Source organism: Halomonas pelophila, from assembly GCF_040196315.1.
Taxonomy (GTDB): domain Bacteria; phylum Pseudomonadota; class Gammaproteobacteria; order Pseudomonadales; family Halomonadaceae; genus Halomonas; species Halomonas pelophila.
Window position 1 is genome coordinate 63,076 of sequence record NZ_JBEGCI010000002.1, and the last position, 26,212, is coordinate 89,287.

Here is a 26,212-nt window from a genome sequence, read left to right on the forward strand (position 1 = left end):
GAGCATCGCGATCGGGCGGGGCGCGGAGATGAAGCCAGTAGCGGCATTGCATTTGATCATCAGGGGTTCCTTCCGTCTTGTTGTGATGACGAGTGGGGGGTCACTCGTCGCCTAGCGCCAGCAGCGACGCGTTGCCACCCAGGGCGGCAGTGTTTTCCGTCACGGTCTTTTCGGTGGCGAAACGCAGCAGGTAGTGCGGACCGCCGGCCTTGGGACCGGTACCCGATAGCCCTTGTCCGCCGAAGGGCTGAACTCCCACCACCGCACCGATGATATTGCGGTTGATATAGATGTTGCCGGCACGGATCTTCTGCGCGATCTCGTCGGCGAAGCTCTGGTTACGGCTGTGAACGCCGAAGGTCAGACCATAGCCCCTGCCATTGATGGAGTCGATCACCCGATCGATCTCGCTGGCGCGATAGCGCACGATGTGCAGAACGGGACCGAACTGCTCGCGTTCCAGCGCCTCGATGCCATCGATCTCGAACGCCACCGGGGCGACGAAGGTGCCGTTGGCGGTGTGGGCCGGGTCGAGTCGCGTCTCGGCGACCAGGCGATCCTCGCTCTTGAGCCGGTCGATATGCGCCATCAGGCCCTGGCGGGCGTCCTCGTCGATCACCGGGCCCACGTCGGTGCCCAGGTGGCGCGGGTCGCCCACGTGCAGCTCGTCCATGGCGCCCTTGAGGATCTCGATGACGCGATCGGCTACGTCGTCCTGCACGTAGAGCACGCGCAGCGCGGAGCAGCGCTGACCGGCACTCTGGAAGGCCGACTGGATGACGTCGGCCACCACCTGCTCGGGCAGGGCCGTGGAATCGACGATCATGGCGTTCATGCCGCCAGTCTCGGCGATCAGCGTCGGCAGGGGCGCGTTCTCGCGGGCCGCCAGCGCCCGGTTGATGATCTGGGCGGTATCGGTGCCGCCGGTGAAGACCACGCCGGTGATGCGCGGGTCGCCGCTCAGCACGCTGCCCACGGTGGGGCCGTCGCCGGGCAGCAGCTGCACCACGTCGCGCGGCATGCCGGCTTCATGGAGCAGCTCGATGATGCGGTTGGCGGCCAGCGAGGTCTGCTCGGCGGGCTTGGCCAGCACCGGGTTGCCGGCGACGGCGGCGGCCACGACCTGGCCGCAGAAGATCGCGATCGGGAAGTTCCAGGGGCTGATCGCCGCGAACACGCCCTTGCCGCCCATCATCAGCTCGTTGGACTCGCCGGTGGGTCCCGGCAGGCGGGTCGTGCTGCCGAAGAGCTCTTCGGCGCGCACGGCGTAGTAGCGGCAGAAGTCGACCGCCTCGCGGATCTCGTCGACCCCGTCGGTCAACAGCTTGCCGCCCTCGCGGGAGCACAGCGTCATCAGCTCGGCGAGGTTCTCCTCCATCAAGTCGCCCAGGCGGCTGACGATGGCGGCGCGCTCGGCGACCGGCGTGGCATCCCAGCTCGGGAAGGCCGCCCAGGCGGCGTCGACGGCCTTGGCGGCCTGGTCCTTGGAGGTCCACTGCACGCTGCCGACCCTGACCCGACGATCGAAGGGGCAGAGCACGTCGTGGCGCGCACTCGCGTCCTCGGCGACGTCGAAGGCCAGCAGCGGCCGGGTGTGGTACTCCCGGTCCATGAAGGTCGCCATCTCGTCCATCAGCGGCCGATACTGGCTGTTGATGTTCAGGTTGACGCCGCGGGAGTTGCGCCGCGCCGGGCCGTAGATGTCCTTGGGCAGCGGGATCCGGTGGTTGGCATAGGTCGTGTACTGCTTGAGCGTCTCGACCGGATGCACGCACAGCGACTCGACCGGCACTCGCGGGTCGACCAGCTGGTGCACGAAGGAGGAGTTGGCGCCGTTCTCGAGCAGCCGGCGCACCAGGTAAGGCAGCAGGTCCTTGTGAGCCCCCACCGGCGCATAGATGCGGCAGTAGGTGCCCTTCGGTGCGCGCTTGAGGGCGGCGTCGTAGAGCGCCTCGCCCATGCCGTGCAGGCGCTGGAACTCGAAGGGACGCCTGGCCTCGTTGGCGAGCTCCAGGATGGTGCTGATGGTGTGCGCGTTGTGCGTCGCGAACTGCGGGAAGATGCGCCCGCGGGTGTTGTCCGAGAGCAGGAAGCTGACGCAGGCCAGATAGGCGACGTCGGTATTGGCCTTGCGGGTGAAGACCGGGTAGCCGTCGGCGCCGATTTGCTGGGACTCCTTCACCTCGGTGTCCCAGTAGGCGCCCTTGACCAGGCGCATGGGGATCTCGTCGCCCTGGCGGTCGGCCAGGCGGTTGAGGTAGTGCAGCACCGGCAGGGCGCGCTTGGCATAGGCCTGCACGACCAGGCCGAAGTGCCCCCAGCCGCGGCAGGTATCGCTCTCGTAGACGGCGCGGAAGACCTCCAGCGACAGCTCCAGGCGATCGACCTCCTCGGCATCGATGGTCATGGCGACGTCGAGCTCGCGGGCCATGGCGGCCAGTTCGCGGACGGTGCCGACCAGCTCCTCGAGGACCTGCTCGCGACGGCCGAACTCGTAGCGGGGGTGCAGGGCCGAGAGCTTGATGGAGATCGACGGCGACGGCGTGCTGGCCGACAGGGCCTTGCTGGTCTTGCCGACGCTCTTGATGGCGGCGGCGTAGGACTCGAAATAGCGCTTGGCGTCCGCGCGGGTGCGGGCGGCCTCGCCGAGCATGTCGTAGGAGTAGGTGTAGCCTTTGTCGAACAGCGGCTTGGAGCGCTTGAGCGCCTCATCGATGTCGCGACCCAGCACGAACTGCTTGCCCATGATCTTCATCGCCTCGTACATGGCGCGACGGATCACCGGCTCGCCCATGCGATTGACGAGCTTGTTGATGAAGTGGGCGGGCTTGCCTTCCTTGGGCTTGTCCAGATTGATGACGCGGCCGGTCATCAGCAGACCCCAGGTCGAGGCGTTGACGAACCACGACTCGCTCTGGCCCAGATGTGACTTCCAGTCCGACGGGCCCAGCTTGTCCTCGATCAGGGCATCGGCGGTGGCCTTGTCAGGGATGCGCAGCATGGCCTCGGCCAGGCACATCAGCATCAGGCCCTCGTGGGTGTCCAGGCTGTACTGCTGAAGTAACTCGTCGATGGAGTCCACGGCGGTATCCATCTCGCGGACTTCCCGCACCAGCTCGGCCGCCTGGTGGGCGGTGCGCTTGAAATCGGCCTCGTCGGCGGACAGCAGGTCGACCAGCTCGCGAACGAACGCTTCCTCGTCGATCGCATAGTGATCACTGATGCGTGCGAAGAGGGTGTCGAGGTCCTGCTGCCAGGTCTCACCTGCCAGCATGTTGTTGGCGTTTAGCATCTAACTCCCCAGAGTGTAAGCCGTCGTCAGAGGGCGATGCCCGGCCGCCAGAGAGCTGTCACGGGCGGCGCGGGAGATGCGTTGAGGGTAGGAGCGTGAGTGTCGTCCTGCTTGGCGAATTCTCGGTAGAATTTAACGGTTTCACGGTTTATTGCCGTGAAATGGTTGAAATTTCTACTTTCGTCTAAGGGTCTTGGCCGCTGCGCCTTGGGCCGGTGAGGTGACGGGTGAGGCGAGTTGGCCGCGCGGATCGCGACGCAGCTGGCTGGGGGGCCGTCCGAAGGCCTGCCGGCAGGCCCGCGACAGGGCACTCTGGCTGGTGAAGCCGGTGCGCGCGGCAATCTCCGACAGCGGCAGCCCGCTCTGCTGCACCAGCTGACGGGCGCTCTCCAGTCGGCGGCGCATCACGTACTGCCAGGGTGACATCCCCGTGCTCTGGCGGAAGCGGTCGCTGAAGTGTGCCTCGCTCAGGCAGGCCTGGGCGGCCAGGTCGGCCACGCGGAGTCGCTCGCCCAGGTGATGATCGATGAAGCGATCCAGGGCCACCAGGTCGAGGCGGCGGGCCGGCGTGGCTGGCTCGTTGGCCAGGCGCGCATGCAGGGAGCCCAGCAGGGTGCCGGCCAGTCGCTCGCTGTGCAGCGGCGCAAGAGTCCCTTCTCGGGCCAGCAGGGCCAGCTCCTGGAGCAGGAAATCCAGGTAGTGGCGAAGCGCGGCATCGAGGGAGAAGAAGCGCGGCGCATCGAACAGCTGGATCAGGTCGCGCTGGTGGCCCGTCACGGCGAAGGCGTCGTGGGGCAGGTCGAGAATCAGCTGGTGGTTGTCGCCGTGGCCGGCATAGTAGTGCAGGTGGTTGGCCGGCACGATGCAGCCGGAAAAGGCCGAGATGGAACCGCCCAGTCCCTCGATCTCGAACTCGGCTTCGCCACGCAGGCCGATCACGATCTGGTGGAAGTCGTGGGCGTGGTGGTGGATCGCGGTGTCGAGGGGGATCTGACGGATGGCACTGGTCACGAGAGGCCTCCGGCTGGGCATGTCAGCAGCATGACACCACAGTATACCAGGCGAGGCTTCAACGCTTGGCGTCAATCCTCGCGGCGGCGCAGGGCGGTGTGGGCCGCCAGGTGGTCACGCAGTGCCGCCAGCTCCTGCTGGCCTTCGTCGTCGAGCAGCGGCTTGCCGCGCGCCATGCGCCCATGCCGCCCATGCTCGTCCATCAGTCGCTGGGCCCGGTGGCGAATCCCCTCCAGGTAGTCGTCGTGGCGGATCGGATAGCCGATGATGGTGTTCCACTCGGTCTCGCTGACGCTGCTCGCCAGCGCCTTGTCGAACAGCGCCATCAGCTGCTCGGGCTCCGTGCGATAGCGGGGGGTGCCGGAGAGCATCATCAGGGCGATCATGCCGCCGAAGATGACCAGGCAGACGGTGAGGACCAGCAGGAAAAGGGTCATGGTTCGCGGCTCCGTGCAATCGAGCTGGTACCGATCGCTCAGCGGCAGGTGCGGCGGATCCAGGAGATGGATGTCTTGAAAAGCTGAGGCGGCACGCCGGGGCGTGGAGCGGGTGAAGGGAATCGAACCCTCGTCTTAAGCTTGGGAAGCTTCTGCTCTACCATTGAGCTACACCCGCGAAGGGATTTGGATAGTAAAACCAAGTGGTTAGCCTTTGCAAGGGCGTCGCGGGCTTTTTCTGTGGGATCCGCGCTAAGTGACTGTTCCGCGGTGCCTTGCCGCACGCCGGTGAGGTTGCCGTGCGAGACGAAGGCGAAATTTTTGGCGCGCTGGCGAACTTTTCCCACCACCGCTGTCAGATGGTGCGTAGGCAACAACGCGATAGCAGTCGCTAACACTGTTGCCTTAGCTTGCACTATCGATCTTTGCCGCCCCATGACTCATGGGGCGGCCTTTCTTTGTGGGCGTTTCAGGGGGCTGGGGCCTTGTCCTGGGCCGGCCTGGCCCGTCGCGTGGCGGCGCGAGACACCAGAGAGCCGACACTCGACACTCGGCATGAGCCGGGTGTCGGGGGCGAGTGTCGAGACTGGGTGCCGTGGCCAGTCGTCGAGGATCAGGAGTGGCGCATGCGGATCAGGGCGCTCAGCACGTCGCGGCGGGTGACGATCCCTACCAGCCGGCCCTGCTCGACCACCGGATAGACCTTGGGCTTGGCGCCCAGCATCTCCTGGGCCAGATCGGTGATGCTCTTGGTGGGCGACACCGACAGCACCTCGTTGCGCATCATCTCCCGAACCAGCGGCGGCTCGTCGCCGAGATAGGAGCTCTCCAGCACCTTGCCCATCACGTCCTGCTCGGAGATGAAGCCGATCAGGTGGTCCCGCTCATCGACCACGGGTACGCCGGGCAGGCGGTGCAGCGCGAGGCCCTCGGCCAGGGTGGCGACCGAGGTCTGGCCGGTGACCCGGTAGCAGTCGCGGGACATGATCTCACGCACGATGGTGGGGGCCTTGTTGGGCATGGCATAGCTCCTTGTGCCGGGCAATGATGATCGGGGCGGCGCCGCGACTCCCGGGGTGACGGCGAGGGTGGCTCGCGGCGCTGCCTCATCTCGCTTCCAGCATAGTCGACGCCTCCCAGGCGCGGCGAAGGGGCCTGTTAACGCTGGCGGCGCGAGTCGCCGCGTCTGACCCTCTGCCAGGAACCCGGCCGCGCTTGGCGGCTCCAATATGGCACACTCACGCACACCAAGCGTCGGCGTTGCCGGCGTGGACCGACCGAGGGAGCCGCATCATGGATGCTCGGGAATACATGGCCCGCAAGGGGCTGGACACGGGGCGTGATCAGGAGCGTCCCAACACCCTGGAGGAGAAGGCCTGGTCGCGTGCCATAGAGGCGGGGGAGCAACCACCTCGCGCCGGCACGCCCTTCGACTGGGAGGACTGGGAGCGCCATCACGATACGCTCGCCGAGGGCGCCGAGTCGCTGGAGCAGAAGATCGATCACGAGGCCCATCGTCGCGCGCTCGACCATGACGCGAGTTCGGCCGTCGGGCACTTCACGCCGGCCGCTGGCGAGCGCGTCAAGGTCGACGAGGGACGCGCGACCGGGTCGCTGCGCGTGGACCAGGGAGCGAGCGAGAATCAGGATCACGCCGCGCCCCTGCCCCAGGACCTGCCGCCCACCGCCGGGCCCAGGGTGGCCCTGGTCGCCCTGGCCGTGCTGCTGCCGCCGCTGGCCGTCGGGCTAACGGGAGGCGGAGCGACACGGGTGGTGCTCAGCCTGGCGCTGACCCTGCTCGGCTGGCTGCCCGGCATGGTCTATGCGCTCTGGTGGTTGCGTCGACCGTCTCCTTGAGGTGGCGTGAGGCCTTGGCTCGGTGAGCGGGGCGCGTATAATCGCCGTCAACCACTCATCCTCCAGGAGTTTACCTTGGGCCTTCTCGTCGGCGTCACCGTCCTCTGGGCATTCTCGTTCTCGCTGATCGGCGTCTATCTGGCCGGTCAGGTGGACAGCTACTTCTCCGTGCTGATGCGCATTGGCCTGGCGACGCTGGTCTTCCTGCCGTTCCTGCGCCCTGCGCTGCTGCGCGGCGGCCAGCGGCTGGCTCTCATGGGGCTGGGGGCGGTGCAGCTCGGCGTGATGTACATCTTCTTCTATCAGTCCTTCCTGCTGCTCTCCGTGCCGGAGGTGCTGCTCTTTACCATCTTCACGCCGCTCTATATCGCGCTGCTCGATGACGCCCTGTTCGGCCGCTTCACCCCCTTCTATCTGGTGACCGCGTCGCTGGCGGTGCTGGGCGCGGCCGTGATCCGCTACCAGGGACTCGACAGCGGATTCTGGTCCGGCTTCCTGGTCGTCCAGGGGGCCAACCTCTGCTTCGCCCTGGGTCAGGTGGGCTATCGCCGGCTGTCGGCGAGCCTGCCGGACTCGCTGCCCCGCCACAGCGTCTTCGCCTGGTTCTACCTCGGCGCCCTGGCGGTGGCCGTGCCGGCCTTCTCGCTGCTGGGCGACGCCGCGGGCCTGCCCACCACCGGGGTGCAGTGGGGCGTGCTGCTGTGGCTGGGCCTGGCGGCCTCGGGCCTCGGCTACTTCCTGTGGAACCTCGGGGCCACCCGCGTCGATGCCGGGGCGCTCGCCATCATGAACAACCTGCTGATCCCCGCAGGGCTGCTGGTCAACCTGGTGATCTGGAATCGCGATGCCGACCTCACGCGCCTGGTCGTGGGCGGAGCGATCATCGTGGGCTCGCTGTGGCTCAACGAGTGGTGGCTGAAGCGCCGCCGCCTGAGCGCGGCCTGAGGGCGTTTGCTCGCCCCGTGGCCAATCGCCATAATGGCCGGCCGCGAAGCGAGAGGCCCGTGCATGACAACCTTCAAGAACATCGGTCTGATCGGTCGTCTGGGCAGCGCCAAGGTGGTCGATACCCTCAAGCGGCTGATCCGCTTCCTCGAAGACGGTGGCTATCACGTCATCATCGAGGACCGGACCGCCACGGTGCTGCTCGACCATGGCCACCCCGAGGCCAGCCGTCGGCTGCTGGGCGAACTCTGCGACCTGGTGATCGTGGTCGGCGGCGACGGCAGCCTGCTGGGCGCCGCGCGAACCCTCTGCCACAGCGGCACCCTGGTGCTGGGGGTCAATCGTGGGCGGCTGGGCTTTCTCACCGATATCTCCCCGGATGAGCTGGAGGCGCGGGTCGGCGAGGTCCTCGCGGGCCGCTATGAGCTGGAGGAGCGCTTCCTGCTGGATGCCGAGCTCTACCGCGACGGCGTCCAGGTCGGCAACGGCGATGCCCTGAACGAGGTGGTGCTGCACCCGGGCAAGGCGGTGCGCATGATCGAGTTCGAGCTGTTCCTCGACGGCCAGTTCGTCTACAGCCAGCGCAGCGACGGCCTGATCATCGCCACGCCCACCGGCTCCACGGCCTATGCGCTCTCCGGCGGCGGGCCGATCATGCACCCCAAGCTCGACGTCATCACGCTAGTGCCGATGTTCCCGCATACCCTGTCGAGTCGCCCCATCGTCATCGACGCCGCCAGCGAGATTCGCATCCATATCGGCGAGACCAACCAGACCTACCCGCACATCAGCTGCGACGGCCAGACGCGGGCGGTGGCCAAGCCCGACGACGTGCTGGTGATCCGCCGCAAGCCGCGGCGGGTCCAGCTGGTCCATCCGCTGGGCCACAACTTCTTCGAGGTCCTGCGCAGCAAGCTGGGCTGGAGCAATCGCCTGGGCGACTGAGGTGAGCATGCAAGGCACTCTCCAACAGACCCGACGGTCTGCCCCGGGCCAGCGGGCTCTCCCGGGAACCCTGCGGGGGTCGCTGGAAGGCTACGACCTGATCGGTGACGTGCACGGCTGCGGGGCGACCCTGGCCTCGCTGCTCGAACGCCTCGGCTACCATCAGCGCGGCGGGGTCTATCGTCATCCTCGCCGCAAGGTGATCTTCCTCGGCGACCTGATCGATCGGGGGCCGCGCATTCGTCTGGCCGTCACCATCGCCCGGCGCATGGTCGAGGCGGGGGAGGCGCATATCGTCATGGGCAACCATGAGTACAACGCCCTGGCCTACTGTCACCGCGCGCCTGCCGACATGGGCCGTGACTGGCTGCGCGAGCACACGCCGCGGCACAACCGCATCATCAAGGAGACCCTGGAGCAGTATCGCGACCACCCCCAGGAGTGGGAGGAGGCGCTGGCCTGGTTCATGGACATCCCCCTGTTCCTCGAGCTCGATGGCCTGAGGGTGGTGCACGCCTGCTGGGATCCTGCGTTGATCGATGAGCTGCGCCGTGAGCATCCGGACGGGCGCATCGACGAGGACTTCCTGGCCGCCTCGGTGGTGCCCGGCACCCGCGAGTTCCGGATCCTCGATCGCCTGACCCGCGGCACCCACGTGCCGCTGCCCGAGGGTGTGGCGATCCACTCGGGGGATGGCTTCACCCGGCGCAGCTTCCGCGCCCACTTCTGGGCGCACCATCCGCGCACCTGGGGCGACGTGGTGTTCCAGCCCGACAACCTGCCGGGCGACCTGGAGCGGCGTGTGCTCACCGAGGAGGAGCGCGCGCGGCTCAGCTACTATGGTCCCGACGAGCCGCCGCTGTTCATCGGCCACTACTGGTGCGAGGGGATTCCGGCCCTGCCGGCGGGCAATATCGCCTGCCTGGACTACAGCGCCGTCAAGTTCGGCCGCCTGGTGGCCTACCGCTGGAGCGGCGAGTCGCGGCTCGATGCCAACCACTTCGTGTGGATCCGCGTGCCCCGCGAGGAAGAGGCCCGTCCGCAGCCCTGGGAGATCGATTTCGATTGATACAATTCTTTACGCAAAAAGCGCGTCATCGGGATGAACTCTTGTTGACCGACGCCATCAGAGTAGGTGTTCCCTTGAATGATCCCTTGCTCTTGTCCGGCGGCCCCCTCCGCCGGACTTTTTCTTTGCCTGACCGGCCGGCGCCGTCACGGCCGACCGTTCAGCGCCTGATGAGCGCACCGTCGCAGCGCGCGCCTCTGAAAATCGTACCGCTGGAGACACCATGTACCGGGTAATCCTGCTGCCCCACGATGTCGATACCCGCTCGCTGCGACAGGCGCTATGGGCCCACCGCATCGGGCATCGGATCACCGAGGAGGGCGAGGGGCAGGTGCTGTGGCTGGTCGACCCGGCACAGCACGAGGCGATGCTCGGGCTGATCGAGCGCTGGCGACGGGGCGAGCCGCTGATGCCCGAGGCGGCGCGGGTCAGGCGCGCGTCGACCGACCAGTGGCTGGCGCCGTTCAGGAAGGTGCCGGTGACCTCGCTGACCCTGGCGCTCTGCCTGGTGGTTTTCGCCCTCATGGGCGTGCTGGATGATCGCGTGGTCGCGGCGCTGACCATCGTGCCGGTGATCGTGGTCAAGGGTGGGCTGGCCTTCGGCGATCTTGGCGAGGCCCTCGCCTCGGGGCAGGTGTGGCGGCTGCTGTCGCCGGCCTTCCTGCACTTCGGCTGGATGCACTTGATCTTCAACATGCTCTGGCTCTGGTACTTCGGCCGCCAGGTCGAGGCGCTGCAGGGCAGTCGGCGCATGCTAACGCTGCTGCTGGTCGCTGGCATCGGCGCCAACCTGGCTCAGTACGCCGCCGGCACCGTGCTGTTCGGCGGCATGTCCGGCGTCGATTTCGCGCTGCTGGGCTATGTCTGGCTGATGTCCCGGCGCGCGCCGCGCAGCGGCTTCTTCGTGCCCCAGATGCTGGTGGTCTTCATGCTCGGCTGGCTGGTCTTCGCCATGACCGACATGGCCGCCGCGGTAGGGTTCGGCAACGTGGCCAACGAGGCCCACCTGGGCGGGCTGGTCGTGGGGCTGGCGCTGGGCTGGTATCATTCCGGCCGTGCCCGCCGCCCCTCCTGAGGCCCCATCCTGAGAGAACCCGACATGAGCGAAATGTCCTTCGATCGCATGATCCAACAGATGACCCCGTCCATCTACGAGAGCCTCAAGCAGGCCGTGTCGCTGCGAAAATGGCCCGACGGCCGGATGCTCACCGCCGAGCAGACCGAGCTCTGCCTCGAGGCGGTGATGCGCTACGAGGTGGAGAACCGGGTGTCCGAGGAGCAGCGGGTCGGCTACCTGCAGCGTCGCACCTGCGGCAGCGCCAGCAGCGGCGCCGACGTGCCACCCGAACTGGCCGGCCTCGGCCGGGACGTCGGCAGTGACTGAGTCGCGCCGGATCGATGCCGCCCAGACGCGGCAGGGCTGCCTGACCAAGATGGCCATCGAGCCCGGCTCGCCGGCGCGCTACGTGCTGCGCACCGGCGAGGAGCGCCTCGCGCTCAATGCCTGCCTCGGCAAGCCTCTGAGCCTCGAGTGGACCGGGGCCATCGCCTGTACCCACTGCGGCCGGGCCACCAGGAAGAGCTTCGCCCAGGGGCACTGCTATCCCTGCTTCAAGAAGCTCGCCCAGTGCGATACCTGCATCATGAAGCCGGAGCTCTGCCACTTCTTCGAGGGCACCTGCCGCGAGCCCGACTGGGGCGAGCGCCACTGCTTCCAGCCCCACGTGGTCTACCTGGCCAACGCCTCGGGGCTCAAGGTCGGCATCACCCGGGCCAGCCAGATGCCGACGCGCTGGCTCGACCAGGGCGCGGTGCAGGCCCTGCCGATCCTCGAGGTCGATACCCGCCAGCAATCGGGCTTCGTCGAGGTGCTGTTCAAGGAGCAGGTCTCGGACCGTACCAACTGGCGGGCCATGCTCAAGGGCAGCACCGAGCGTCTCGATCTCGCCGCCGAGCGCGATCGCCTGCTGGAGCGCCTGGGCAGCGGCCTCGACAACCTGCGCGAGCGCTTCGGCGCCGACGCCATTCGGGTTCTCGACGCCTCGCCGCTGAGCTTCGACTACCCGGTGCTGGAGTTCCCCACCAAGGTGGTCTCCCACAACCTCGACAAGAACCCCCACGTCGAGGGCACCCTGCTGGGTATCAAGGGACAGTATCTGATCCTCGACAGCGGCGTGATCAACCTGCGCAAGTTCACCGGGTACGAGGTCAGGGTCTCCGCCTGAGCCCTGGGCTATCCTGCGGGCAGCGAATCCCTGTGCCATCCCTTCGCCCGAGGAGGAGAGCCCGATGAGCGAGATGCGCGCCATGCGGCTGCACGCCGCCGGCCAGCCGCTGCACCTGGAACGCCTGCCGCTGCCCGAGCCGGGTCCCGGCGAGGTGCAAGTCAGGGTGCTGGCCTGCGGGGTGTGTCGCACCGACCTCCACGTGCTCGACGGCGAACTCAGCGAGCCCCGGCTGCCGCTGATCCCCGGTCACGAGATCGTCGGCGAGGTGACGGCGCTGGGGGAGGGCGTGACCGACCTGGCGACCGGACAGCGGGTCGGCGTGCCGTGGCTGGGCTGGACCTGCGGCGAGTGCGATCCCTGCCGCGCCGGTCGCGAGAACCTCTGCGAACGCGCCGAGTTCACCGGCTACACCCGGGACGGCGGCTACGCGGAGTACTGCGTGGCCGATGCCCGCTACTGCTTTCCCCTGCCGGCCGAGGATGCCCAGGCCGCCGCGCCCCTGCTCTGCGCCGGGCTGATCGGCTATCGCACCTGGCGGCTGGCCGGTGGCGAGGCGAACCAACGACTCGGCCTCTACGGCTTCGGTGCCGCGGCACATATCCTGGCCCAGCTCGCCGTGGCTCGGGGGCAGTCGGTCTACGCCTTCACCCGGCCCGGCGATACCCAGGCCCAGGCGTTCGCGCGTCGGCTCGGCGCCGTCTGGGCCGGTGGCAGCGACGAGGCCCCGCCCGAGCCTCTGGATGCCGCACTGCTCTTCGCCCCGGTGGGCGAGCTCATCCCCACAGCGCTGGCTGCGGTGCGCCCCGGCGGGGCGGTGGTCTCCGGGGGCATCCACATGTCCGACATCCCCGCCTTTCCCTATCGCCTGCTCTGGGAGGAGCGCAGCCTGAAGTCGGTGGCCAACCTCACCCGCCAGGACGGCGAAGAGTTCCTGGCGCTGGCGCCCGAGGTGCCGATTCGCACCGAGACGCACGCTTATCCCCTGGAAGAGGCGAATCGGGCGCTCGAGGACCTGCGCGAAGGGCGACTCTCCGGCGCGGCGGTGCTGATTCCCTGAGCCGAGGGTCTGAGGTCGAGCCTGGCGCTTCATCCGATCTCGAACCTGGCGCCTCGTCCGACCCCGAGTCTGACGCTGATCTCGAACCTGACTCAGACCCTGAATCTAACCTGCTAAAGCGAGCCGCTCCCCAACAGAGAACAGGCCCCTCGCGAGGGGCCTGTGATGGCGAACAGCGCGTCGCTTCAGTTCGACTCGGCCACCGTCGAGTAGGGGTTGTCCGGCATCATCGCCCGGGGGATCGGCGGGCGACGCGCGCCCTCCTTGGGCCCGTAGTGCTCCGCCAGGTAGTCGAGGATGGTCGACTCGGTCTCGGCATCGAACTCCCAGAGCCCCTGGGTATCCTGCATCCAGCGGATCAGGTATTGCCAGTGGTTGCGCGAGCCGCTGTTCTGGGTGACCAGCTTGGCCGAGTGGCAGGCCGTGCAGTTGCTGCGCACCGTCTCCCAACCGTCTGCCATGATCAGGCCGCTGTCCGGGTCCTTTTGCGGGGCCTCTGCGTCCTGCGCGGCGGCCGTCAGCGGCAGCCAGGCCAGGGCGACCCCCAGCACGACACCCAGGGCGGGCATGGCCAGCACATCAAAGCGTTTCATGGCTGCCTCCTAGGCCACCTGGACCGCAATGCGATGGCAGGCGTTGTTGAGGTATCCCTTGGGGTTCCAGCCCGGCACGACCATTGGCTGGGCGCGTCCGTTCTCGTCGGTGGCGCGGGCCCAGACCTCGAAATAGCCGGGCTCGGGGAAATCCACCTTGGTCGTCCAGCGCTGCCACGCCAGCCGGTTGGGCGGGTCCTTCAGCTCGGCCTTCTGCCAGGTCGCCCCGAAGTCGATCGAGACGTGCACCTCCTTGACGGACAGGTCGCCGGCCCAGGCATGGCCGCGCACCGTCATGGCCTCGCCGAGCGCGTGATCGATCCCTGAGCGGGGGTAGGTCACCAGCGACTTCACCGGCATCGACTGGATGGTGACGAAGTCCTCCTTGGGTACGTTGCTGCCCGGCGCGACCGGGTGCCTGGGCACGCTGTAGGAGGGCGCGCCCATCTTGGTGCCGTCGTGCTTCTGGTTGCGGATCACGATGCGCTGCAGCCACTTGCCGGAGACCGACCCCGGCCAGCCGCCGCAGACCACGCGCAGGGGATAGCCGTTGAGGTAGGGGATGTCCTCGCCGTTCATCGCCCAGGCGATCAGCGACTCGTCCTCCAGGGCCTTCTCCATGGGCACGCCGCGGGAGATCGGATCCTTGTTGGGGTCTCCGCTGGCATGAGCATCGGCGCCGTAGTAGCCGGTATAGACGGCGTCGTCCTTGATGCCGCAGGCCTCGAGCACGTCGCGCAGGCGCACTCCGGTGAAGGTCGGGCAGGCCACCGCGCCGGTGGTCCACTGGTTGCCGCTGGCCGAGGGCACGTACTCGCTGCGGCCGTTGCCGCCGCACTCCACCTGCAGCTGGTAAGTGTGGTGCTCGAAGCGCTCCTTCAGCTCGGCGATCGAAAAGCTCTGGGGGTTCTCGCAGGACTCTCCGCCGATCTCCAGCTGCCAGGCGTCGGCATCGATATTGTCGAAAGCCGGCGGGATGCCGTTGTTGCGCACGAACATGACCCGGCCGGGGGTGATGTCGTCGTCGAGCAGATGGGGCGGCGTCTCGGCGTTGATCGGCCGGTCGTTGAGGACGGTCAGGCCCTCCTTGCCCTTGAGGGTAAAGGGGGCATCGCTCTGCGCCAGGGCGGCGGGAATCAGGCCGCCGGGCATGCGATCGGCGAAGGGGATCGATCCCCCCACCGCGGCGGCCATGGCGAGCAGGCTCGAGCGTTTCAGGAAACCGCGACGGGTGACGGGATCGACTTCGCGATCCCAGAGCTTGCGGTCTGCGGCCTCGGGGTCCTCGGCGTAGAGCTCATGAATGCCACGCGTCCTGGTATCGGGGGGCTGTCTGGTCATGACGACACTCCTGGCATGCCCGGCGGGCGGCTGGCAGGCTGCCGGCCGGGCCTTGTTGTGATTGTGCTGCCACCCCCAAGCGTAGCACTCCCTGCACGGGCGGACGGCGGTGCGAAGGCCGCGGCTCTGGTAGCATGTGCGGCCTTATCAAGATGCCTGGAGAGCGCCCCGTGAATGATCCCGCACCGTCGATCGCCGCGCCCGATGCGGCCTGTGCCGAACGGGTTGGTCGCTATCTCGATACCCTCACCAAGCCGCCCGGCAGCCTGGGGCGTCTCGAGGACCTGGCGGTGACCCTGGCCGGCCTGACCGGCGAGGAGTTCCCGGGCGTAACGCCGCCCGCGGTGGTGGTGTTCGCCGCCGATCACGGCGTGGCCGAGGAGGGCGTCTCGGCCTTTCCCCAGGCCGTCACGGCGCAGATGGTGGCCAACTTCGTCGCCGGCGGCGCGGCGATCAACGTCTTCTCACGGCGCATCGGCGCGCGCCTGGAGGTGATCGACGTGGGGGTGGCCAGCGAGCTGCCGGCACACGGCATCGTGCGCGACCGGGTCCGCCCCGGCACCGCCAACCTGGCCCGCGAGGATGCCATGAGCCGCGACGAGGCGCTGGCCGCCATCGCGGTGGGGCGGCGCGCCGCCCGGCGTGCCCAGGCGGCCGGCTGTCGCTGCCTGATCGCCGGCGAGATGGGCATCGCCAACACCACGGCCAGCAGCGCCATGCTGGCGGCCCTGACCGGCGCCCCGGTGGCCGAGCTGGTCGGGCCGGGCACTGGCGTGGCGGCGGATGGCCTGGCTCACAAGCGCGCGGTGATCGAGGCGGCGCTGGTCGAGCGTGCCCCCGATCCCGACGATCCGCTGGCGATCCTCGCCGCGCTCGGCGGGCTGGAGATCGCCGCCATGGTGGGGGCCTACCTGGAGGCCGCTGCGCATCGCCTGCCGATCCTGGTGGATGGCTTCATCGCCAGCGTAGCGGCCCTCACCGCCTGTCGGCTCGCGCCGGCCCTGCGCCCCTACCTGATCTTCGGCCATCGCTCCCATGAGCCTGGCCACCGCCTGGCCCTCGAGGCGCTCGGCGCCGAGCCGCTGCTCGATCTGGAGCTGCGCCTGGGCGAGGGCAGCGGGGCCGTGCTGGCCTTCCCGCTGCTCGAGGCGGCGACGGCCATGCTGGCCGAGATGGCGACCTTCGCCACCGCCGGCGTGTATGACCGCGAGGCGCGCTGAGCCGTGACGATCCCGCTGTCTTTGTCCCTGCGCCCCGCCATGCATACTTACCGGCGCGACCTGGCCTTCGGCGACGGCCTGGCGCTGAGCGTCGACGCTGGCTGCGTGCATTTTCGCCACGCCACCCCGCTGCGCACCCTGAGCAGCGCCCTGATCGGCGAAGGGTTCGGGCGATCGCGACACTTCTGCAACTTCCACGTCGACAAGGGCTATGCCGGCCACGCGCCCCGGGCCGATCTGCTCGACTGGCTCGCCCGCCGCGGCCTCGATGGTGAGCAGAGCGTGGCGATGATGACCGCCGTCTCGCCCGCCCACCTGGCGCTGGAGGCGGTGGACGCCGGCGAGCGCTCGGTGCTGGCCGCGGTCACCGCCGGGGTCGGCAATGCCGTGGACATCACCGCGCCGGCCCTGGGCGATCCGCGCCCGGTGGTCGGCACGATCAATATCCTGGTCTTCATCGACGGCCACCTCGACGACGGCGCGATGGTCAATGCCGTCCAGTCGGTCACCGAGGCCAAGATGCAGGCCCTGGGGGGCCGTGGCGTACGCGATCCGCATACCGGCACCCCGGCCACCGGCACCTCCACCGACTGCCTGGCCATCGCCGCTACCCAGCGCGGCGACTCGACGCCCTATGCGGGCTCGGGCACGCGGCTCGGGCGCGCCATCGGCGACGCCGTGTATCGGGCCGTCCTGGCCTCTTTGGAGATGACGGAGGGCGCGCGATGAGCCCGCTCGTCGAGCCCCTCTCCTTTTCACTGCTGGGCCTGGTCGTCGCCGCCATGCTGCTTGACCTGGCGCTCGGCGATCCGCCTTGGCTGCCGCATCCGGTGGTGGGCATGGGGCGGGTGATCGCCCGGCTCGAGCGAGCCTGGAATCACGGGTCCGCCGCCGCGCGCCGGCGGCGCGGCCGCTGGCTGGTGCTGGTGGTGGTGGGCGGCAGCTGGGCGCTCGGCTGGGGCCTGCTGGCGGTCCTCGCCTGGCTCAGCCCCTGGCTGGCGCTCGCCGCGGAACTCGGCCTGCTCGCCACCACCCTGGCCGCCCGGGGGCTCGCCGAGGCAGGCCGGGCGGTGGCCGGACCGCTGGCCCGCGGTGAGCTGGCCGAAGCGCGACGGGCGCTCTCGATGATCGTCGGGCGCGACACCGCCGCGCTCGACGAGGCGGAGCTGGCCCGGGGCGCGGTGGAGACCGTGGCCGAGAACACCGTGGACGGCATCACCGCGCCGCTCTTCTGGGCGCTGCTCGGTGGCGCGCCCCTGGCGATGGCCTACAAGGCGGCCAACACCCTGGACTCCATGGTCGGCTACCGCAGCCCCCGCTACCTGGACTTCGGTCGTGCCTCGGCGAGGTTCGACGACGCCGTCAACTGGCTGCCGGCCCGGCTCACCGCGCTGGCACTGTGGCTGGCCGCCTGGGCGATACCCGGCAGTCGCCGGGCCGGGGCGCTCGCCGCCACGCGCCGTGAGGCGCCCCGCCATCCCAGCCCCAATGCCGGCTGGCCGGAGGCCATGGTGGCGAATCTGCTGGGGGTGCGGCTGGGCGGCCTCAACCAATACGCCGGGCGCCCCTCGCACCGGGCCACTCTGGGCACGCCCCTCGAGCCGCTGGGCGTTGCGCATATCGGGCGCGCCATCCGCCACATGCACGGCGGTTGGCTGGCACTCCTGCTGCTGATGAGCCTGCCGATCCTGGCGTGGGAGGTCTTCTCATGAGTGTTGGTGCCGCATCGGCCTGGCCCGGCCACGGCGGGCGAAGTGCACCGCTGCTCGAGCGCTATGGCTTGCCGCCCGAACATCCGCTGATCGACTTCAGCGTCAACCTCAATCCTCTGGGGCCGCCGCCCTGGCTCGGCGACTGGCTGGCCGGCGCCGCCGAGCACCTGACCCGCTACCCGGACCCGGACGACGACCGCGCCCGTCGGGCCATCGCCGAGCACGAGGGCGTGAGCCCCGACCGGGTGCTGGTGACCGGCGGCGGGGCCGAGGCGATCTATCTTGCCGCGGCGCTGCATCGCGGCGGTCGCGCGCTGATCGTGCAGCCCACCTTCAGCGAATACGCCCGCGCCTGCGCCCATTACGGCCTCAGGGTCGAGGCCCTTACGCTTAGCGGCGAGGCCTTCCGGCTCGACGTCGACGCGGCCGAGCGGGCCATGGCCGATGCCGAAGTGCTCTTTCTCTGCCGCCCCAACAACCCCACCGGCACGCTGATCCCCCGCGAGGACATCGCGCGCCTGCTGGCCCGGTGCGACGAGGCCCGCACCACCCTGGTGGTGGACGAGGCCTTCGTCGACTTCACCGAGGACGACGAGCGGCTGACGCCCTTGCTGGCTGAATCGCCAAACCTGCTGCTGCTGCGCTCGTTGACCAAGCTCTACGATCTGCCGGGCCTCCGGCTCGGCTACCTGCTGGGCGCGCCCGAGACGGTGGCGCGACTCGCCGCGTGCCAGCTGCCCTGGAGCGTCAACGCCCTGGCGCTCGAGCTGGTGGAGCCGCTGGTCGCCGATGCCGACTACCTCGCGCGCACTCGGGCGTGGCTGGTCGACCAGCGCGACCTGCCCCGCAAGGTGCGTGAGCTGGGCTATGCGGTGGCGCCGGCCGCGGCCAACTTCCTGCTGCTGCGCGGCGGGGACGCCGCAGAGACCGAGGCGCTGTTCGCCTCGCTGCTGCGCCGTGGCCTGCTGGCGCGCCATACTCACAACTTCCCCGGCCTCGACGGCCGCTGGCTGCGCCTCGCCCTGCGCGAGGGGCCCGACAATGCCCGCCTGCTCGCGGCCTTGGCGGCGGGGAGGTGCCCATGATCGCCTTCGTCGCCGGCGGGGCGCGTTCGGGCAAGAGCGCGGCGGCCGAGGCCCTGGCCCGCCAGAGCCTGCGGGAGCAGGGGGGAGCCGCGCTGGTCTATCTCGCCACGGCCCGCGTCGGCGATGGCGAGATGGCGGCGCGGGTCGCCCGGCATCGCCGCGAGCGGGGTGAGGGCTGGCTGACCCGCGAGGCGCCCTTGGAGATCGCCGGCGCGCTGGAGGGGCTCGAGGCGGGCAGCAGCGTGCTGCTCGACTGCCTGACCCTGTGGGCCGGCCAGTGGCTCTTCGAGGCCGAGCGCGGCGAGGCCGCCGGCCGAGCGATGCTCGAGCGGCTGATCGCCTCGGCCCGGCGTCGCGACATCGCCCTGGTGGTGGTCTCCAACGATCTCAACGAGGACCTGCCGCCCCGGGACGAGATGGTGTGGCGCTACTTGGCCTTCCTGCAGCGGCTGCATCGCGACCTGGCCGAGGAGGCGGATCGAGTGATCGAAGTGGTGGCCGGCCAGGTCATTGAGTGGAAAGGCATCGAGGGGAAGGCCAGCGAGGGAAAGGGCATCAACGGAAACGACAAGCGTGTGCAAGGAGCGAGTTCATGAGAAGCGCGGTCTTCGGCGTCCTTCTTGCGATCCAGTTCCTGAGCCGGCTGCCGGTGCCGCTGGCCTGCCCCTGGACGCCGATCACTCGGCGCTGGGCGGCCCGGGCCTATCCGCTGGTGGGCGCGCTGCTGGGGGCCCTGGTGGCGGTTGTGGGCACGCTGCTGGAGCCGCTGCTGCCCACGCCGCTGCTGGCCCTGGCGCTGCTCAGCCTGTGGGTGGCGCTGACCGGCGGCCTGCACCTGGACGGCGTGATGGACCTCGCCGATGCACTGGGCAGCAATGCGCCCCTCGAGAAGCGCTGGGCGATCATGAAGGACCCCCAGGTGGGCAGCTTCGCCGTGCTGGCGCTGGTCTTCCTGCTGGCCTGGAAGCTCGCCCTGCTGTGGGCGCTGCTCGACGCCGGCGCGAGCCCCTGGGGGCTGGTGGCGCTGCTGGCCCTGGGGCGGCTCGGTGGCGTCGGCCTGCTGGTCATGGTGCCGGCGGCCCGCGCTGAGGGGCTGGCCCACGCCTGGCAGCAGAGCCTGACCCGCGGCGATCTGGCGCTGGCCGCCGCGCTGCCGCTGGCACTCTCGATCTGGTGGCCCGGCGGCGCCTGGCTGGTGGCCGGCCTCGTCGTCTTTATCATGGGATATGGCCTGGCGATGCGCCGGGCCTTCGGCGGCATCAACGGCGATATCGTCGGGGCCGCCATCGAAGGAGGAGAACTATGGCTGCTGCTGATCGCCTGGAGCTGGTGGTCGTTCGTCACCGCCTGACGAGCTGGTCTTGTGAAGAGGAAGAGCGCCGATGAGCGATGTTCGCCTGGACGGTGCCTGCTGCCTTGAACTGGTGGTCGTTCGTCACGGCCTGACGAGCTGGAACCGAGAGCGCCGCTACCAGGGCCAGCGCGACATTCCGCTGCTGCTGCCCGAGGCGCTGCCCGATCTGGACCGGCTGCGCGAGGCGCTGGCCGAGAGCGGCTTCGATGCCGTGCATGCGAGCGATCTCACCCGCTGTCGCCAGACGCTCGCCCACATTCGGGAAGGCAGCGCATGGGCGGCCCATCCCGAGACGCCGTGCTTCGATCGCCGACTGCGCGAGCTGGACTTCGGCGACTACGAGGGGCGCACCTGGGAGGCGCTCAAGGACGACCCGGACTACCGGGCCTGGGTCGACAGCCGAGGAATGCGGGCGACGCCCGGCGGCGAATCCGCCGACGACCTCTGGGCGCGTCTCTCCGCCTGGCTCGACGAGGTGCTGGCGCAGGCCAATACGCACGGCCACCGGCGGGTGCTGGCGGTCAGCCACGGCGGCGCCATCCGCGAGCTCTCCCGGCGCCTGGAGGGCGCCGACTTCTGGGCCGGCGTAGTGGGCCAGGCCCAGGGCCGGCGGTTCGTCTTCACCCATGGCGAGGAGGGCTGGCAATGCAGCTGTTCATCGGCGGTACCTGCGCCGGAAAGCGCGACCTCATAGCGAGCCGCTTCCCCGAGGCGACTTGGCTGAAGATGGGGGAGGGCGCGGACCTTTCCGGCTGGCGTGATCGGCTGGCCCCGGGGCAGTGCCTGGTGATCAGCGGCTGGCTCGACTGGCTCGCCGGCGCCCTGGCAGATGATGCCGACGAGTCCGACGACGATCGGCTGCGCGCCCGACTCGATGCGGAGTTGGCGGCGATGGTCGAGGCCGAGCGGCGGGGGCAGGGCGAGATCGTGCTGATCCTGTCGGAGGTGGGCCGCGGCATCGTGCCGATCGACCCGGCGGATCGTCGCCTGCGCGATCTCGCCGGCTGGCTGGCCCAGGACGCGGCGGCGCGCGCCGAGGCGGTGTGGTACGTGCGCCACGGATTGGCTCGGTGCCTGACTCTTGGCTGATCTTTGCGCGAGCCGCCTGAACTTTGCCTGCTCTGGGCATGAGCCGCGTCAACGTCGCCGGCGATTCGCGTTGACGCCCCCGGGGCCGATTGCTAGCTTACCCGCACTCTCAGGTGCCGGTGGAGCTCGCTTCATCGGATAAACGGGAAGTCGGTGCGCCCCAGGGCGAGTCCGACGCTGCCCCCGCAACGGTGATCGAATCAAGGTCCGCCACTACCTTCATTGGTAGGCCACTGTGCCCCCGCGGCATGGGAAGGCGGCGGTCCGTAAGGTGCCTCTCTGGTTCGGCCAAGCCCTTCGTTCGTCAGCCCGGAGACCGGCCTGAGAGCACATGCCGGATCGCGGAGGGCGATCACGAGTCGGGCATGCCGGCATCTTGCCGCCTGCGCCCGTGTTCTCGTTCCCTTCTGCCGGCCCATCAGAAAAAAACGCAAGGTGCCGTGCGGGTGAGCACGGCAGCAAGGGACCCACATGAATACCACTCACGCTTCCCGTGGCCTGGCGGCCTTCGCCCTGGCCGCGCTGCCGCTGGCCGTCCTGGCCCAGACCCCGTCGAGCGCCTCCGACGATGAGGTCGCCACCGAGACCCTCAATCCGCTGACGGTGACCGCCACCCGCGCGCCGCGTACCGCCGACGAGACGCTGGCCTCGGTCACCGTGATCGACGAGGCAGCTCTGCGCCGCCAGGACCCCACCGACATCACCGACCTGCTGCGCGGCCAGCCTGGGGTCGACGTCAATTCCAATGGCGGCTTCGGCAAGGCAACCAGCATCTATATTCGTGGTACAGGCAGCGAATCTACGCCGTTATTGATCGACGGCATTCGGCTCCGTTCGGCGACCCTCGGCGGCGCAGCCTGGCAGTTTCTCGATCCGCGCATGTTTGACCGCGCCGAGATCGTACGCGGCCCACGGGGCAGCCTCTACGGTGCCGATGCCGTGGGAGGCGTGGTGCAGCTGTTCACCCCGCGAGGGGAAGGGGAGCCCACGCCGCGCATCTCGCTGGGCGGAGGCAGCTTCGATACCCGGCGCGCCAGTGCCTCGCTCTCCGGCAGCGAGGGTGGCACCCGCTATCACGTTGCCGCCAGCCGCCTGGATACCGACGGCTACGAGATCATCGAAGGCGAGGGCGACAAGGGCTACGACAACACCACCGGCCTGGTTAGGCTCTCCCACGGTTTCGATAACGGCGCCGAGGTGGGCGTATTGGCCCTGCGGGCGCGCGGCAATACGGAGTTCGTGGGAGGCAATACCGATTACGTTCAGCAGGTGGCTGGAGTCTATGGCGAGCTGCCGATGACCGACGCCTGGAAAAGCCGCCTGACGCTCAGCGAGGCGCGAGACGAGAGTGACAACATCGATGTCTTCGGCGATTCGGTGATTAATACCCGAACGCGCACGACCCGCTGGGAGAATACTCTAGTCTTCGGTCCCCACGAGTTGGTCGCAGGTGCGGAGTACGCCCGCGACAACGTCGATGCCACCGTCGACTACGATGAAGACAGCCGTAATAATCTGGCTTTCTTCACCCAGGCGCTGCTGGATTTCTCTCCGGTCACCGTTCTGGCCTCTTTGCGCCACGACGATAACGAGGCCTACGGTGAAGAGGTGACCGGTAGCCTAGCGCTGGGCTATGCGCTTGACGAGATCCATACCCTGCGCGCTAGCTATGGAACTGCGTTTCGTGCGCCGACCTTCAACGACCTCTATTATCCCGGCTATGGCAACCCCGACCTAGAGTCGGAAGAGTCGGAGAGTGTTGAACTGGGTATTCGGGGCCAATTTGACCATGGCTTCTGGGACCTGGCTTTCTATCAAAGCGATATCGATAACTTCATCGCCGGCCAGCGGTCACCCTCAAACATTCGAAAGGCTCGTATTCGCGGCGCGGAAGTCGCGACCGGCGCCGACGTCAACAACTGGTCGCTGCGTGCCGCCTTGACCTATAGCGATCCTGAGAATCGCGCCAATGGCAATCGTCTTCGGAATAGGGCCTCGCGTAGCCTGCGCTTTGACGCCGATCGCGTACTGGGTGATTGGACCCTGGGCGGCTCATTAATCGCCCAGAACCATCGGTACGACGATGCCGATAACGATAAGCGTCTGTCTGGCTTCGGTCTCGTCAATCTGCGGGCCGGCTGGACCTTCGCACCGGGTTGGTCGACTCGGTTGACCTTGGAGAACGTGCTCGACAAGAGCTATGCCACGGATCGCCGTTTCGATGGTCGTGACTATCGCGCACCAGGTCGCGCAGCCTTCCTCAGCGTGAACTTCGGCCAGTGATCTTGCGTCGGCTCTCTCGCGTGCTTCTGAGCGGTCTGGTGCTGCCGATGGCGGCCGCCGAGGCTGGAAAGGAAGTCTGCGTCGTTGACGACGCCGGGCGCGAGGTCTGCCTGGACGCTCCGGCGAGGCGCATCGTCGCGCTCTCGCCGGGAGTTACCGAGCTGCTTTACGCCGCTGGGGCCGGGGAGCGGGTGGTCGGGGCGGTCAGCTTCAGCGACTACCCGCCCGAGGCGGCCAAGCTGCCCCGGGTGGGCAGCTACGATCGCCTCGATATGGAGGCGCTGCTGGCCCTGGAACCCGATCTTGTAGTGGCCTGGGCCGGCGGCAATCCCCGTGAGCAGGTCGATCGACTGCCTCGGTTTGGCCTTCCCGTCTTCTTCTCCGACGTCAACGACTTCGCCGGCATCGCCTCGAGCCTCGAGCGCTTCGGGGCACTTGCCGGCAGCGAGGCGGTGGCCGACGAGGCGGCCCGTTCGCTGCGCCAGCAAGTGGCTGCGCTGCGCGCTCAGCACGCCAACGCCGAGCCGGTCCCGGTCTTCTACCAGGTGTGGGAGCAGCCGCTGATGACCGTCAATGGCGAGCATTGGATCAGCCAGGCGCTGTCGCTGTGCGGGGGCGAGAACCTCTTCGCCGATGAGGCGCCGCTGGTGCCGCGTATTGGCGTCGAGGCGGTGCTGGCCCGCGACCCGGAGGCGATCATCACCGGCGGCATGGGCGAGCCCGACTCCACCTGGCTCGAGGCCTGGCGCGGCTACCCGGAGATGACCGCGGTGCGCCGCGACAACCTCTTCTTCGTCGACCCGGACCTGGTGCAGCGCGCCACGCCGCGGTTGCTGGAGGGCACCAGGGCGCTCTGCGATCGGCTGGAGACCGTTCGTGAGCGGCGCTAGAGCCATGCTGGCGCGCCCCGGGCCGCTGGTCTGGCTGGCGCTGGCCGCGCTGCTGGCCCAGGGCCTGGCCCTGGCGCTTGGCAGCGTATCGATCGGTGTGGATGAGTTGCTGCGGGTGCTGACCGGCGGCGGCGAGGCGCTGCATCGTACCCTGGTGCTCGAGCTGCGCCTGCCCCGCTCGCTGGCCGCCTTCGGCACCGGCGCGCTGCTGGCGCTCGCCGGGGCGCTGATGCAGGTGCTGCTGCGCAATCCGTTGGCCGACCCCTATGTGCTGGGGCTCTCCGGCGGCGCCTCGGTGGCGGCGCTGGCCGCCATGCTGGCGGGCCTCGGCGCCGCCCTGGTGGGCGGCGCGGCCTTCGCCGGGGCGCTCGTCTCGACGCTGATCGTCTTCGGCCTGGCCCACGGCACCGGCAGCTGGACGCCGACCCGTCTGCTGTTGACCGGGGTGGTGATGGCCGCCGGCTGGGGCGCCGTGATCACCTTCCTGCTGGCGGTGAGCCCGGTGGAGCGGCTTCCCGGCATGCTCTACTGGCTGATGGGCGATCTCGCCTACGCGGGCACGCCCTGGCCGGTGCTCTCGGTGGCCGTGCTGGCCCTGATCGTCGTGCTGCCCCTTGGGCGCACCCTCAACGTGCTGGCCCGGGGCGGGCTGCAGGCCGCCGCGCTGGGCGTGGCAGTGCGCCCGCTGGAGTGGACCCTCTACCTGCTGGCCAGCCTGCTCACCGCCGTGGCGGTCACCACCGCCGGCAGTATCGGCTTCGTGGGCCTGATGGTGCCGCACATGCTGCGCCTGCGACTCGGCAGCGACCAGCGGCGGATCCTGCCGGCGAGCCTGCTGGCCGGCGGCACCCTGCTGACGCTCGCCGATACCCTGGCGCGCACCCTGATCGCGCCCCAGCAGCTGCCGGTGGGGGTGATTACCGCGCTGCTCGGCGTGCCGAGCTTTCTCTACCTGCTGCATCGGAGCCGCTGATGGCCACGCCGACCCCGACGTTGGAGGCGCGAGACCTGGTGGTCGACGTGCCGGGACGCCAGGACGGGCGGGCGCTCACGCTGGGCATCGCGTCGGGCCAGGTGTGGGGCGTGCTGGGCCCCAACGGCGCCGGCAAGACGACCCTGCTGCACACCCTGGCCGGGCTGCGGCCGTCGCGCGCGGGGGAGGTGTGCCTCGAAGGCCGGCCGCTATTCGGCTGGCGGCGTCGTGCGCTGGCCCGGCGGCTGGGGCTGGTCTTCCAGGAGCGCCACGACGATTTCCCGGCCACGGTGCGGGAGACCGCGCTGATCGGCCGCCATCCCTTCCTCTCGCCCTGGCAGCAGGAGGGCCCCGAGGACCACGCCCTCGCCGCGGCGGCCCTGGCGCGCCTGGATCTGTCCCATCTGGCCGAGCGCGAGCTCGCGACCCTCTCCGGCGGCGAGCGCCAGCGGGTCAGCCTGGCCACGGTGCTGACCCAGGCGCCGGCGATCTGGCTCGCCGACGAGCCCACCAACCATCTCGACCTGCATCATCAGGTGGCGGTCATGGGCCTGCTGGCCGAACAGGCCGAGCGCGGCGGCGCGGTGATGATGTGCCTGCACGACCTCAACATGGCGGCCCGCTGGTGCAGCCACCTGCTGCTGCTCTATCCCGACGGCGAGGCCTGCTGGGGCCCCGCCGAGGCCATGCTGGTGCCCGCGGCCCTGGAGCGGCTCTACGACCAGGCGCTGACCCGCGTCGAGGTCGAGGGCGCGCCGGTCTTCGTGCCCAGGCGTTGAGGTGAGAGACGCTGAGGCGTTCCTCCCTTTTCTTTTTATCAACAGGAGTCTC

At 69.1% G+C, this 26,212-nt stretch carries 26 protein-coding genes, 1 tRNA gene and 1 riboswitch; of the genes, 20 read left to right on the forward strand and 7 right to left on the reverse strand.

Annotation, left to right across the window (positions count from 1 at the left end):
- Positions 1-100 precede the first annotated feature (100 nt).
- The 5 genes from putA to ABE957_RS02090 all read right to left on the reverse strand — a co-directional run bounded on the left by putA (position 101) and on the right by ABE957_RS02090 (position 5,761).
- Positions 101-3,292, reverse strand: coding sequence for a bifunctional proline dehydrogenase/L-glutamate gamma-semialdehyde dehydrogenase PutA (putA, locus tag ABE957_RS02070; protein WP_349757025.1), 3,192 nt, complete (start codon positions 3,290-3,292; stop codon positions 101-103).
- A 174-nt stretch (positions 3,293-3,466) separates the two neighbouring features.
- The gene (locus tag ABE957_RS02075) at positions 3,467-4,303 is read right to left on the reverse strand and encodes an AraC family transcriptional regulator (protein WP_349757026.1); all 837 of its coding nucleotides are present in this window, start codon (positions 4,301-4,303) and stop codon (positions 3,467-3,469) included.
- 71 nt (positions 4,304-4,374) lie between these two features.
- Positions 4,375-4,740 carry a hypothetical protein gene (locus ABE957_RS02080; RefSeq protein WP_349757027.1) on the reverse strand — a complete coding sequence of 122 codons (366 nt, stop codon included), beginning with the start codon at positions 4,738-4,740 and terminating at the stop codon, positions 4,375-4,377.
- Positions 4,741-4,844: 104 nt separating this feature from the next.
- Positions 4,845-4,918: transfer RNA gene (locus ABE957_RS02085), tRNA-Gly, on the reverse strand.
- Positions 4,919-5,353: 435 nt separating this feature from the next.
- Entirely contained in the window at positions 5,354-5,761 is a 408-nt protein-coding gene (locus ABE957_RS02090; protein WP_089849633.1) for a CBS domain-containing protein, read from the reverse strand.
- Between the two features lie 272 nt (positions 5,762-6,033).
- On the opposite strand from ABE957_RS02090, the gene ABE957_RS02095 reads away from it, so the two are divergent.
- The 8 genes from ABE957_RS02095 to ABE957_RS02130 all read left to right on the forward strand — a co-directional run bounded on the left by ABE957_RS02095 (position 6,034) and on the right by ABE957_RS02130 (position 12,841).
- On the forward strand, positions 6,034-6,597 hold the full coding sequence (locus ABE957_RS02095; RefSeq protein WP_349757028.1) for a YqaE/Pmp3 family membrane protein: 564 nt from the start codon (positions 6,034-6,036) through the stop codon (positions 6,595-6,597).
- Positions 6,598-6,672: 75 nt separating this feature from the next.
- Positions 6,673-7,542, forward strand: coding sequence for an EamA/DMT transporter family protein (locus ABE957_RS02100; RefSeq protein WP_349757029.1), 870 nt, complete (start codon positions 6,673-6,675; stop codon positions 7,540-7,542).
- 63 nt (positions 7,543-7,605) lie between these two features.
- Positions 7,606-8,487: an NAD(+) kinase gene (locus tag ABE957_RS02105; protein WP_152484276.1), complete on the forward strand. Its 882-nt coding sequence runs from the start codon at positions 7,606-7,608 to the stop codon at positions 8,485-8,487.
- Between the two features lie 82 nt (positions 8,488-8,569).
- Entirely contained in the window at positions 8,570-9,556 is a 987-nt protein-coding gene (locus tag ABE957_RS02110) for a metallophosphoesterase (protein WP_349757283.1), read from the forward strand.
- A gap of 223 nt (positions 9,557-9,779) precedes the next feature.
- Complete coding sequence (locus ABE957_RS02115; RefSeq protein WP_349757030.1) at positions 9,780-10,631, forward strand: rhomboid family intramembrane serine protease; 852 nt, start codon at positions 9,780-9,782, stop codon at positions 10,629-10,631.
- A 24-nt stretch (positions 10,632-10,655) separates the two neighbouring features.
- Positions 10,656-10,940, forward strand: a complete 285-nt coding sequence (locus ABE957_RS02120; RefSeq protein ID WP_349757031.1) for a YeaC family protein — start codon at positions 10,656-10,658, stop codon at positions 10,938-10,940.
- 49 nt (positions 10,941-10,989) lie between these two features.
- Positions 10,990-11,781, forward strand: coding sequence for a DUF2797 domain-containing protein (locus ABE957_RS02125; RefSeq protein WP_349757284.1), 792 nt, complete (start codon positions 10,990-10,992; stop codon positions 11,779-11,781).
- 64 nt (positions 11,782-11,845) lie between these two features.
- A complete protein-coding gene (locus ABE957_RS02130; RefSeq protein WP_349757032.1) occupies positions 11,846-12,841 on the forward strand; it encodes a zinc-dependent alcohol dehydrogenase family protein in 996 nt (331 codons plus the stop codon).
- Between the two features lie 185 nt (positions 12,842-13,026).
- Here ABE957_RS02130 and ABE957_RS02135 read toward each other — a convergent pair whose 3' ends face one another.
- The gene (locus tag ABE957_RS02135; RefSeq protein WP_349757033.1) at positions 13,027-13,434 is read right to left on the reverse strand and encodes a hypothetical protein; all 408 of its coding nucleotides are present in this window, start codon (positions 13,432-13,434) and stop codon (positions 13,027-13,029) included.
- Positions 13,435-13,443: 9 nt separating this feature from the next.
- Complete coding sequence (locus tag ABE957_RS02140) at positions 13,444-14,775, reverse strand: sulfite oxidase (RefSeq protein WP_349757035.1); 1,332 nt, start codon at positions 14,773-14,775, stop codon at positions 13,444-13,446.
- 170 nt (positions 14,776-14,945) lie between these two features.
- Between ABE957_RS02140 and cobT the strand changes: the two genes are divergently transcribed.
- The 12 genes from cobT (at position 14,946) to ABE957_RS02200 (ending at position 26,160) form a co-directional block, all read left to right on the forward strand.
- Positions 14,946-15,995 carry a nicotinate-nucleotide--dimethylbenzimidazole phosphoribosyltransferase gene (gene cobT / locus ABE957_RS02145; RefSeq protein WP_349757036.1) on the forward strand — a complete coding sequence of 350 codons (1,050 nt, stop codon included), beginning with the start codon at positions 14,946-14,948 and terminating at the stop codon, positions 15,993-15,995.
- A 3-nt stretch (positions 15,996-15,998) separates the two neighbouring features.
- Positions 15,999-16,724 (forward strand): adenosylcobinamide amidohydrolase, encoded by a 726-nt coding sequence (locus ABE957_RS02150; protein WP_349757037.1) that lies wholly within the window; start codon positions 15,999-16,001, stop codon positions 16,722-16,724.
- Positions 16,721-17,707, forward strand: coding sequence for an adenosylcobinamide-phosphate synthase CbiB (cbiB, locus tag ABE957_RS02155; protein WP_349757038.1), 987 nt, complete (start codon positions 16,721-16,723; stop codon positions 17,705-17,707). The genes ABE957_RS02150 and cbiB overlap by 4 nt, the downstream gene beginning before the upstream one ends.
- Positions 17,704-18,792, forward strand: a complete 1,089-nt coding sequence (gene cobD, locus ABE957_RS02160) for a threonine-phosphate decarboxylase CobD (protein ID WP_349757039.1) — start codon at positions 17,704-17,706, stop codon at positions 18,790-18,792. The genes cbiB and cobD overlap by 4 nt, the downstream gene beginning before the upstream one ends.
- Positions 18,789-19,388, forward strand: a complete 600-nt coding sequence (locus ABE957_RS02165; protein ID WP_349757040.1) for a bifunctional adenosylcobinamide kinase/adenosylcobinamide-phosphate guanylyltransferase — start codon at positions 18,789-18,791, stop codon at positions 19,386-19,388. Before cobD ends, ABE957_RS02165 begins: the two co-directional genes overlap by 4 nt.
- On the forward strand, positions 19,385-20,143 hold the full coding sequence (gene cobS, locus ABE957_RS02170) for an adenosylcobinamide-GDP ribazoletransferase (protein ID WP_349757041.1): 759 nt from the start codon (positions 19,385-19,387) through the stop codon (positions 20,141-20,143). Before ABE957_RS02165 ends, cobS begins: the two co-directional genes overlap by 4 nt.
- Positions 20,144-20,174: 31 nt before the next feature.
- Positions 20,175-20,840, forward strand: a complete 666-nt coding sequence (locus ABE957_RS02175) for a histidine phosphatase family protein (protein WP_349757042.1) — start codon at positions 20,175-20,177, stop codon at positions 20,838-20,840.
- On the forward strand, positions 20,792-21,235 hold the full coding sequence (locus ABE957_RS02180; protein WP_349757043.1) for a bifunctional adenosylcobinamide kinase/adenosylcobinamide-phosphate guanylyltransferase: 444 nt from the start codon (positions 20,792-20,794) through the stop codon (positions 21,233-21,235). The genes ABE957_RS02175 and ABE957_RS02180 overlap by 49 nt, the downstream gene beginning before the upstream one ends.
- Before the next feature lie 94 nt (positions 21,236-21,329).
- A riboswitch (cobalamin riboswitch) is annotated at positions 21,330-21,574 on the forward strand.
- A gap of 132 nt (positions 21,575-21,706) precedes the next feature.
- On the forward strand, positions 21,707-23,518 hold the full coding sequence (locus tag ABE957_RS02185; protein ID WP_349757044.1) for a TonB-dependent receptor domain-containing protein: 1,812 nt from the start codon (positions 21,707-21,709) through the stop codon (positions 23,516-23,518).
- A gap of 47 nt (positions 23,519-23,565) precedes the next feature.
- The gene (locus ABE957_RS02190; RefSeq protein WP_432765390.1) at positions 23,566-24,408 is read left to right on the forward strand and encodes a cobalamin-binding protein; all 843 of its coding nucleotides are present in this window, start codon (positions 23,566-23,568) and stop codon (positions 24,406-24,408) included.
- A gap of 4 nt (positions 24,409-24,412) precedes the next feature.
- Positions 24,413-25,381 (forward strand): FecCD family ABC transporter permease, encoded by a 969-nt coding sequence (locus ABE957_RS02195; protein ID WP_349757285.1) that lies wholly within the window; start codon positions 24,413-24,415, stop codon positions 25,379-25,381.
- On the forward strand, positions 25,381-26,160 hold the full coding sequence (locus tag ABE957_RS02200; RefSeq protein ID WP_349757046.1) for an ABC transporter ATP-binding protein: 780 nt from the start codon (positions 25,381-25,383) through the stop codon (positions 26,158-26,160). The genes ABE957_RS02195 and ABE957_RS02200 overlap by 1 nt, the downstream gene beginning before the upstream one ends.
- Positions 26,161-26,212 lie beyond the last annotated feature (52 nt).

Coding starts and splice junctions, on each gene's coding strand:
- ABE957_RS02180 (WP_349757043.1), top strand. CDS start 20,792: ATGCAGCTGTTCATCGGCGGTACCTGCGCCGGAAAGCGCGACCTCATA.
- ABE957_RS02105 (WP_152484276.1), top strand. CDS start 7,606: ATGACAACCTTCAAGAACATCGGTCTGATCGGTCGTCTGGGCAGCGCC.
- ABE957_RS02165 (WP_349757040.1), top strand. CDS start 18,789: ATGATCGCCTTCGTCGCCGGCGGGGCGCGTTCGGGCAAGAGCGCGGCG.
- ABE957_RS02185 (WP_349757044.1), top strand. CDS start 21,707: ATGAATACCACTCACGCTTCCCGTGGCCTGGCGGCCTTCGCCCTGGCC.
- cobD (WP_349757039.1), top strand. CDS start 17,704: ATGAGTGTTGGTGCCGCATCGGCCTGGCCCGGCCACGGCGGGCGAAGT.
- ABE957_RS02095 (WP_349757028.1), top strand. CDS start 6,034: ATGGATGCTCGGGAATACATGGCCCGCAAGGGGCTGGACACGGGGCGT.
- ABE957_RS02115 (WP_349757030.1), top strand. CDS start 9,780: ATGTACCGGGTAATCCTGCTGCCCCACGATGTCGATACCCGCTCGCTG.
- ABE957_RS02140 (WP_349757035.1), bottom strand. CDS start 14,775: ATGACCAGACAGCCCCCCGATACCAGGACGCGTGGCATTCATGAGCTC.
- ABE957_RS02135 (WP_349757033.1), bottom strand. CDS start 13,434: ATGAAACGCTTTGATGTGCTGGCCATGCCCGCCCTGGGTGTCGTGCTG.
- ABE957_RS02190 (WP_432765390.1), top strand. CDS start 23,566: ATGGCGGCCGCCGAGGCTGGAAAGGAAGTCTGCGTCGTTGACGACGCC.
- cbiB (WP_349757038.1), top strand. CDS start 16,721: ATGAGCCCGCTCGTCGAGCCCCTCTCCTTTTCACTGCTGGGCCTGGTC.
- ABE957_RS02080 (WP_349757027.1), bottom strand. CDS start 4,740: ATGACCCTTTTCCTGCTGGTCCTCACCGTCTGCCTGGTCATCTTCGGC.
- ABE957_RS02125 (WP_349757284.1), top strand. CDS start 10,990: ATGGCCATCGAGCCCGGCTCGCCGGCGCGCTACGTGCTGCGCACCGGC.
- putA (WP_349757025.1), bottom strand. CDS start 3,292: ATGCTAAACGCCAACAACATGCTGGCAGGTGAGACCTGGCAGCAGGAC.
- ABE957_RS02130 (WP_349757032.1), top strand. CDS start 11,846: ATGAGCGAGATGCGCGCCATGCGGCTGCACGCCGCCGGCCAGCCGCTG.
- ABE957_RS02120 (WP_349757031.1), top strand. CDS start 10,656: ATGAGCGAAATGTCCTTCGATCGCATGATCCAACAGATGACCCCGTCC.
- ABE957_RS02175 (WP_349757042.1), top strand. CDS start 20,175: ATGAGCGATGTTCGCCTGGACGGTGCCTGCTGCCTTGAACTGGTGGTC.
- ABE957_RS02090 (WP_089849633.1), bottom strand. CDS start 5,761: ATGCCCAACAAGGCCCCCACCATCGTGCGTGAGATCATGTCCCGCGAC.
- ABE957_RS02195 (WP_349757285.1), top strand. CDS start 24,413: ATGCTGGCGCGCCCCGGGCCGCTGGTCTGGCTGGCGCTGGCCGCGCTG.
- cobS (WP_349757041.1), top strand. CDS start 19,385: ATGAGAAGCGCGGTCTTCGGCGTCCTTCTTGCGATCCAGTTCCTGAGC.
- ABE957_RS02200 (WP_349757046.1), top strand. CDS start 25,381: ATGGCCACGCCGACCCCGACGTTGGAGGCGCGAGACCTGGTGGTCGAC.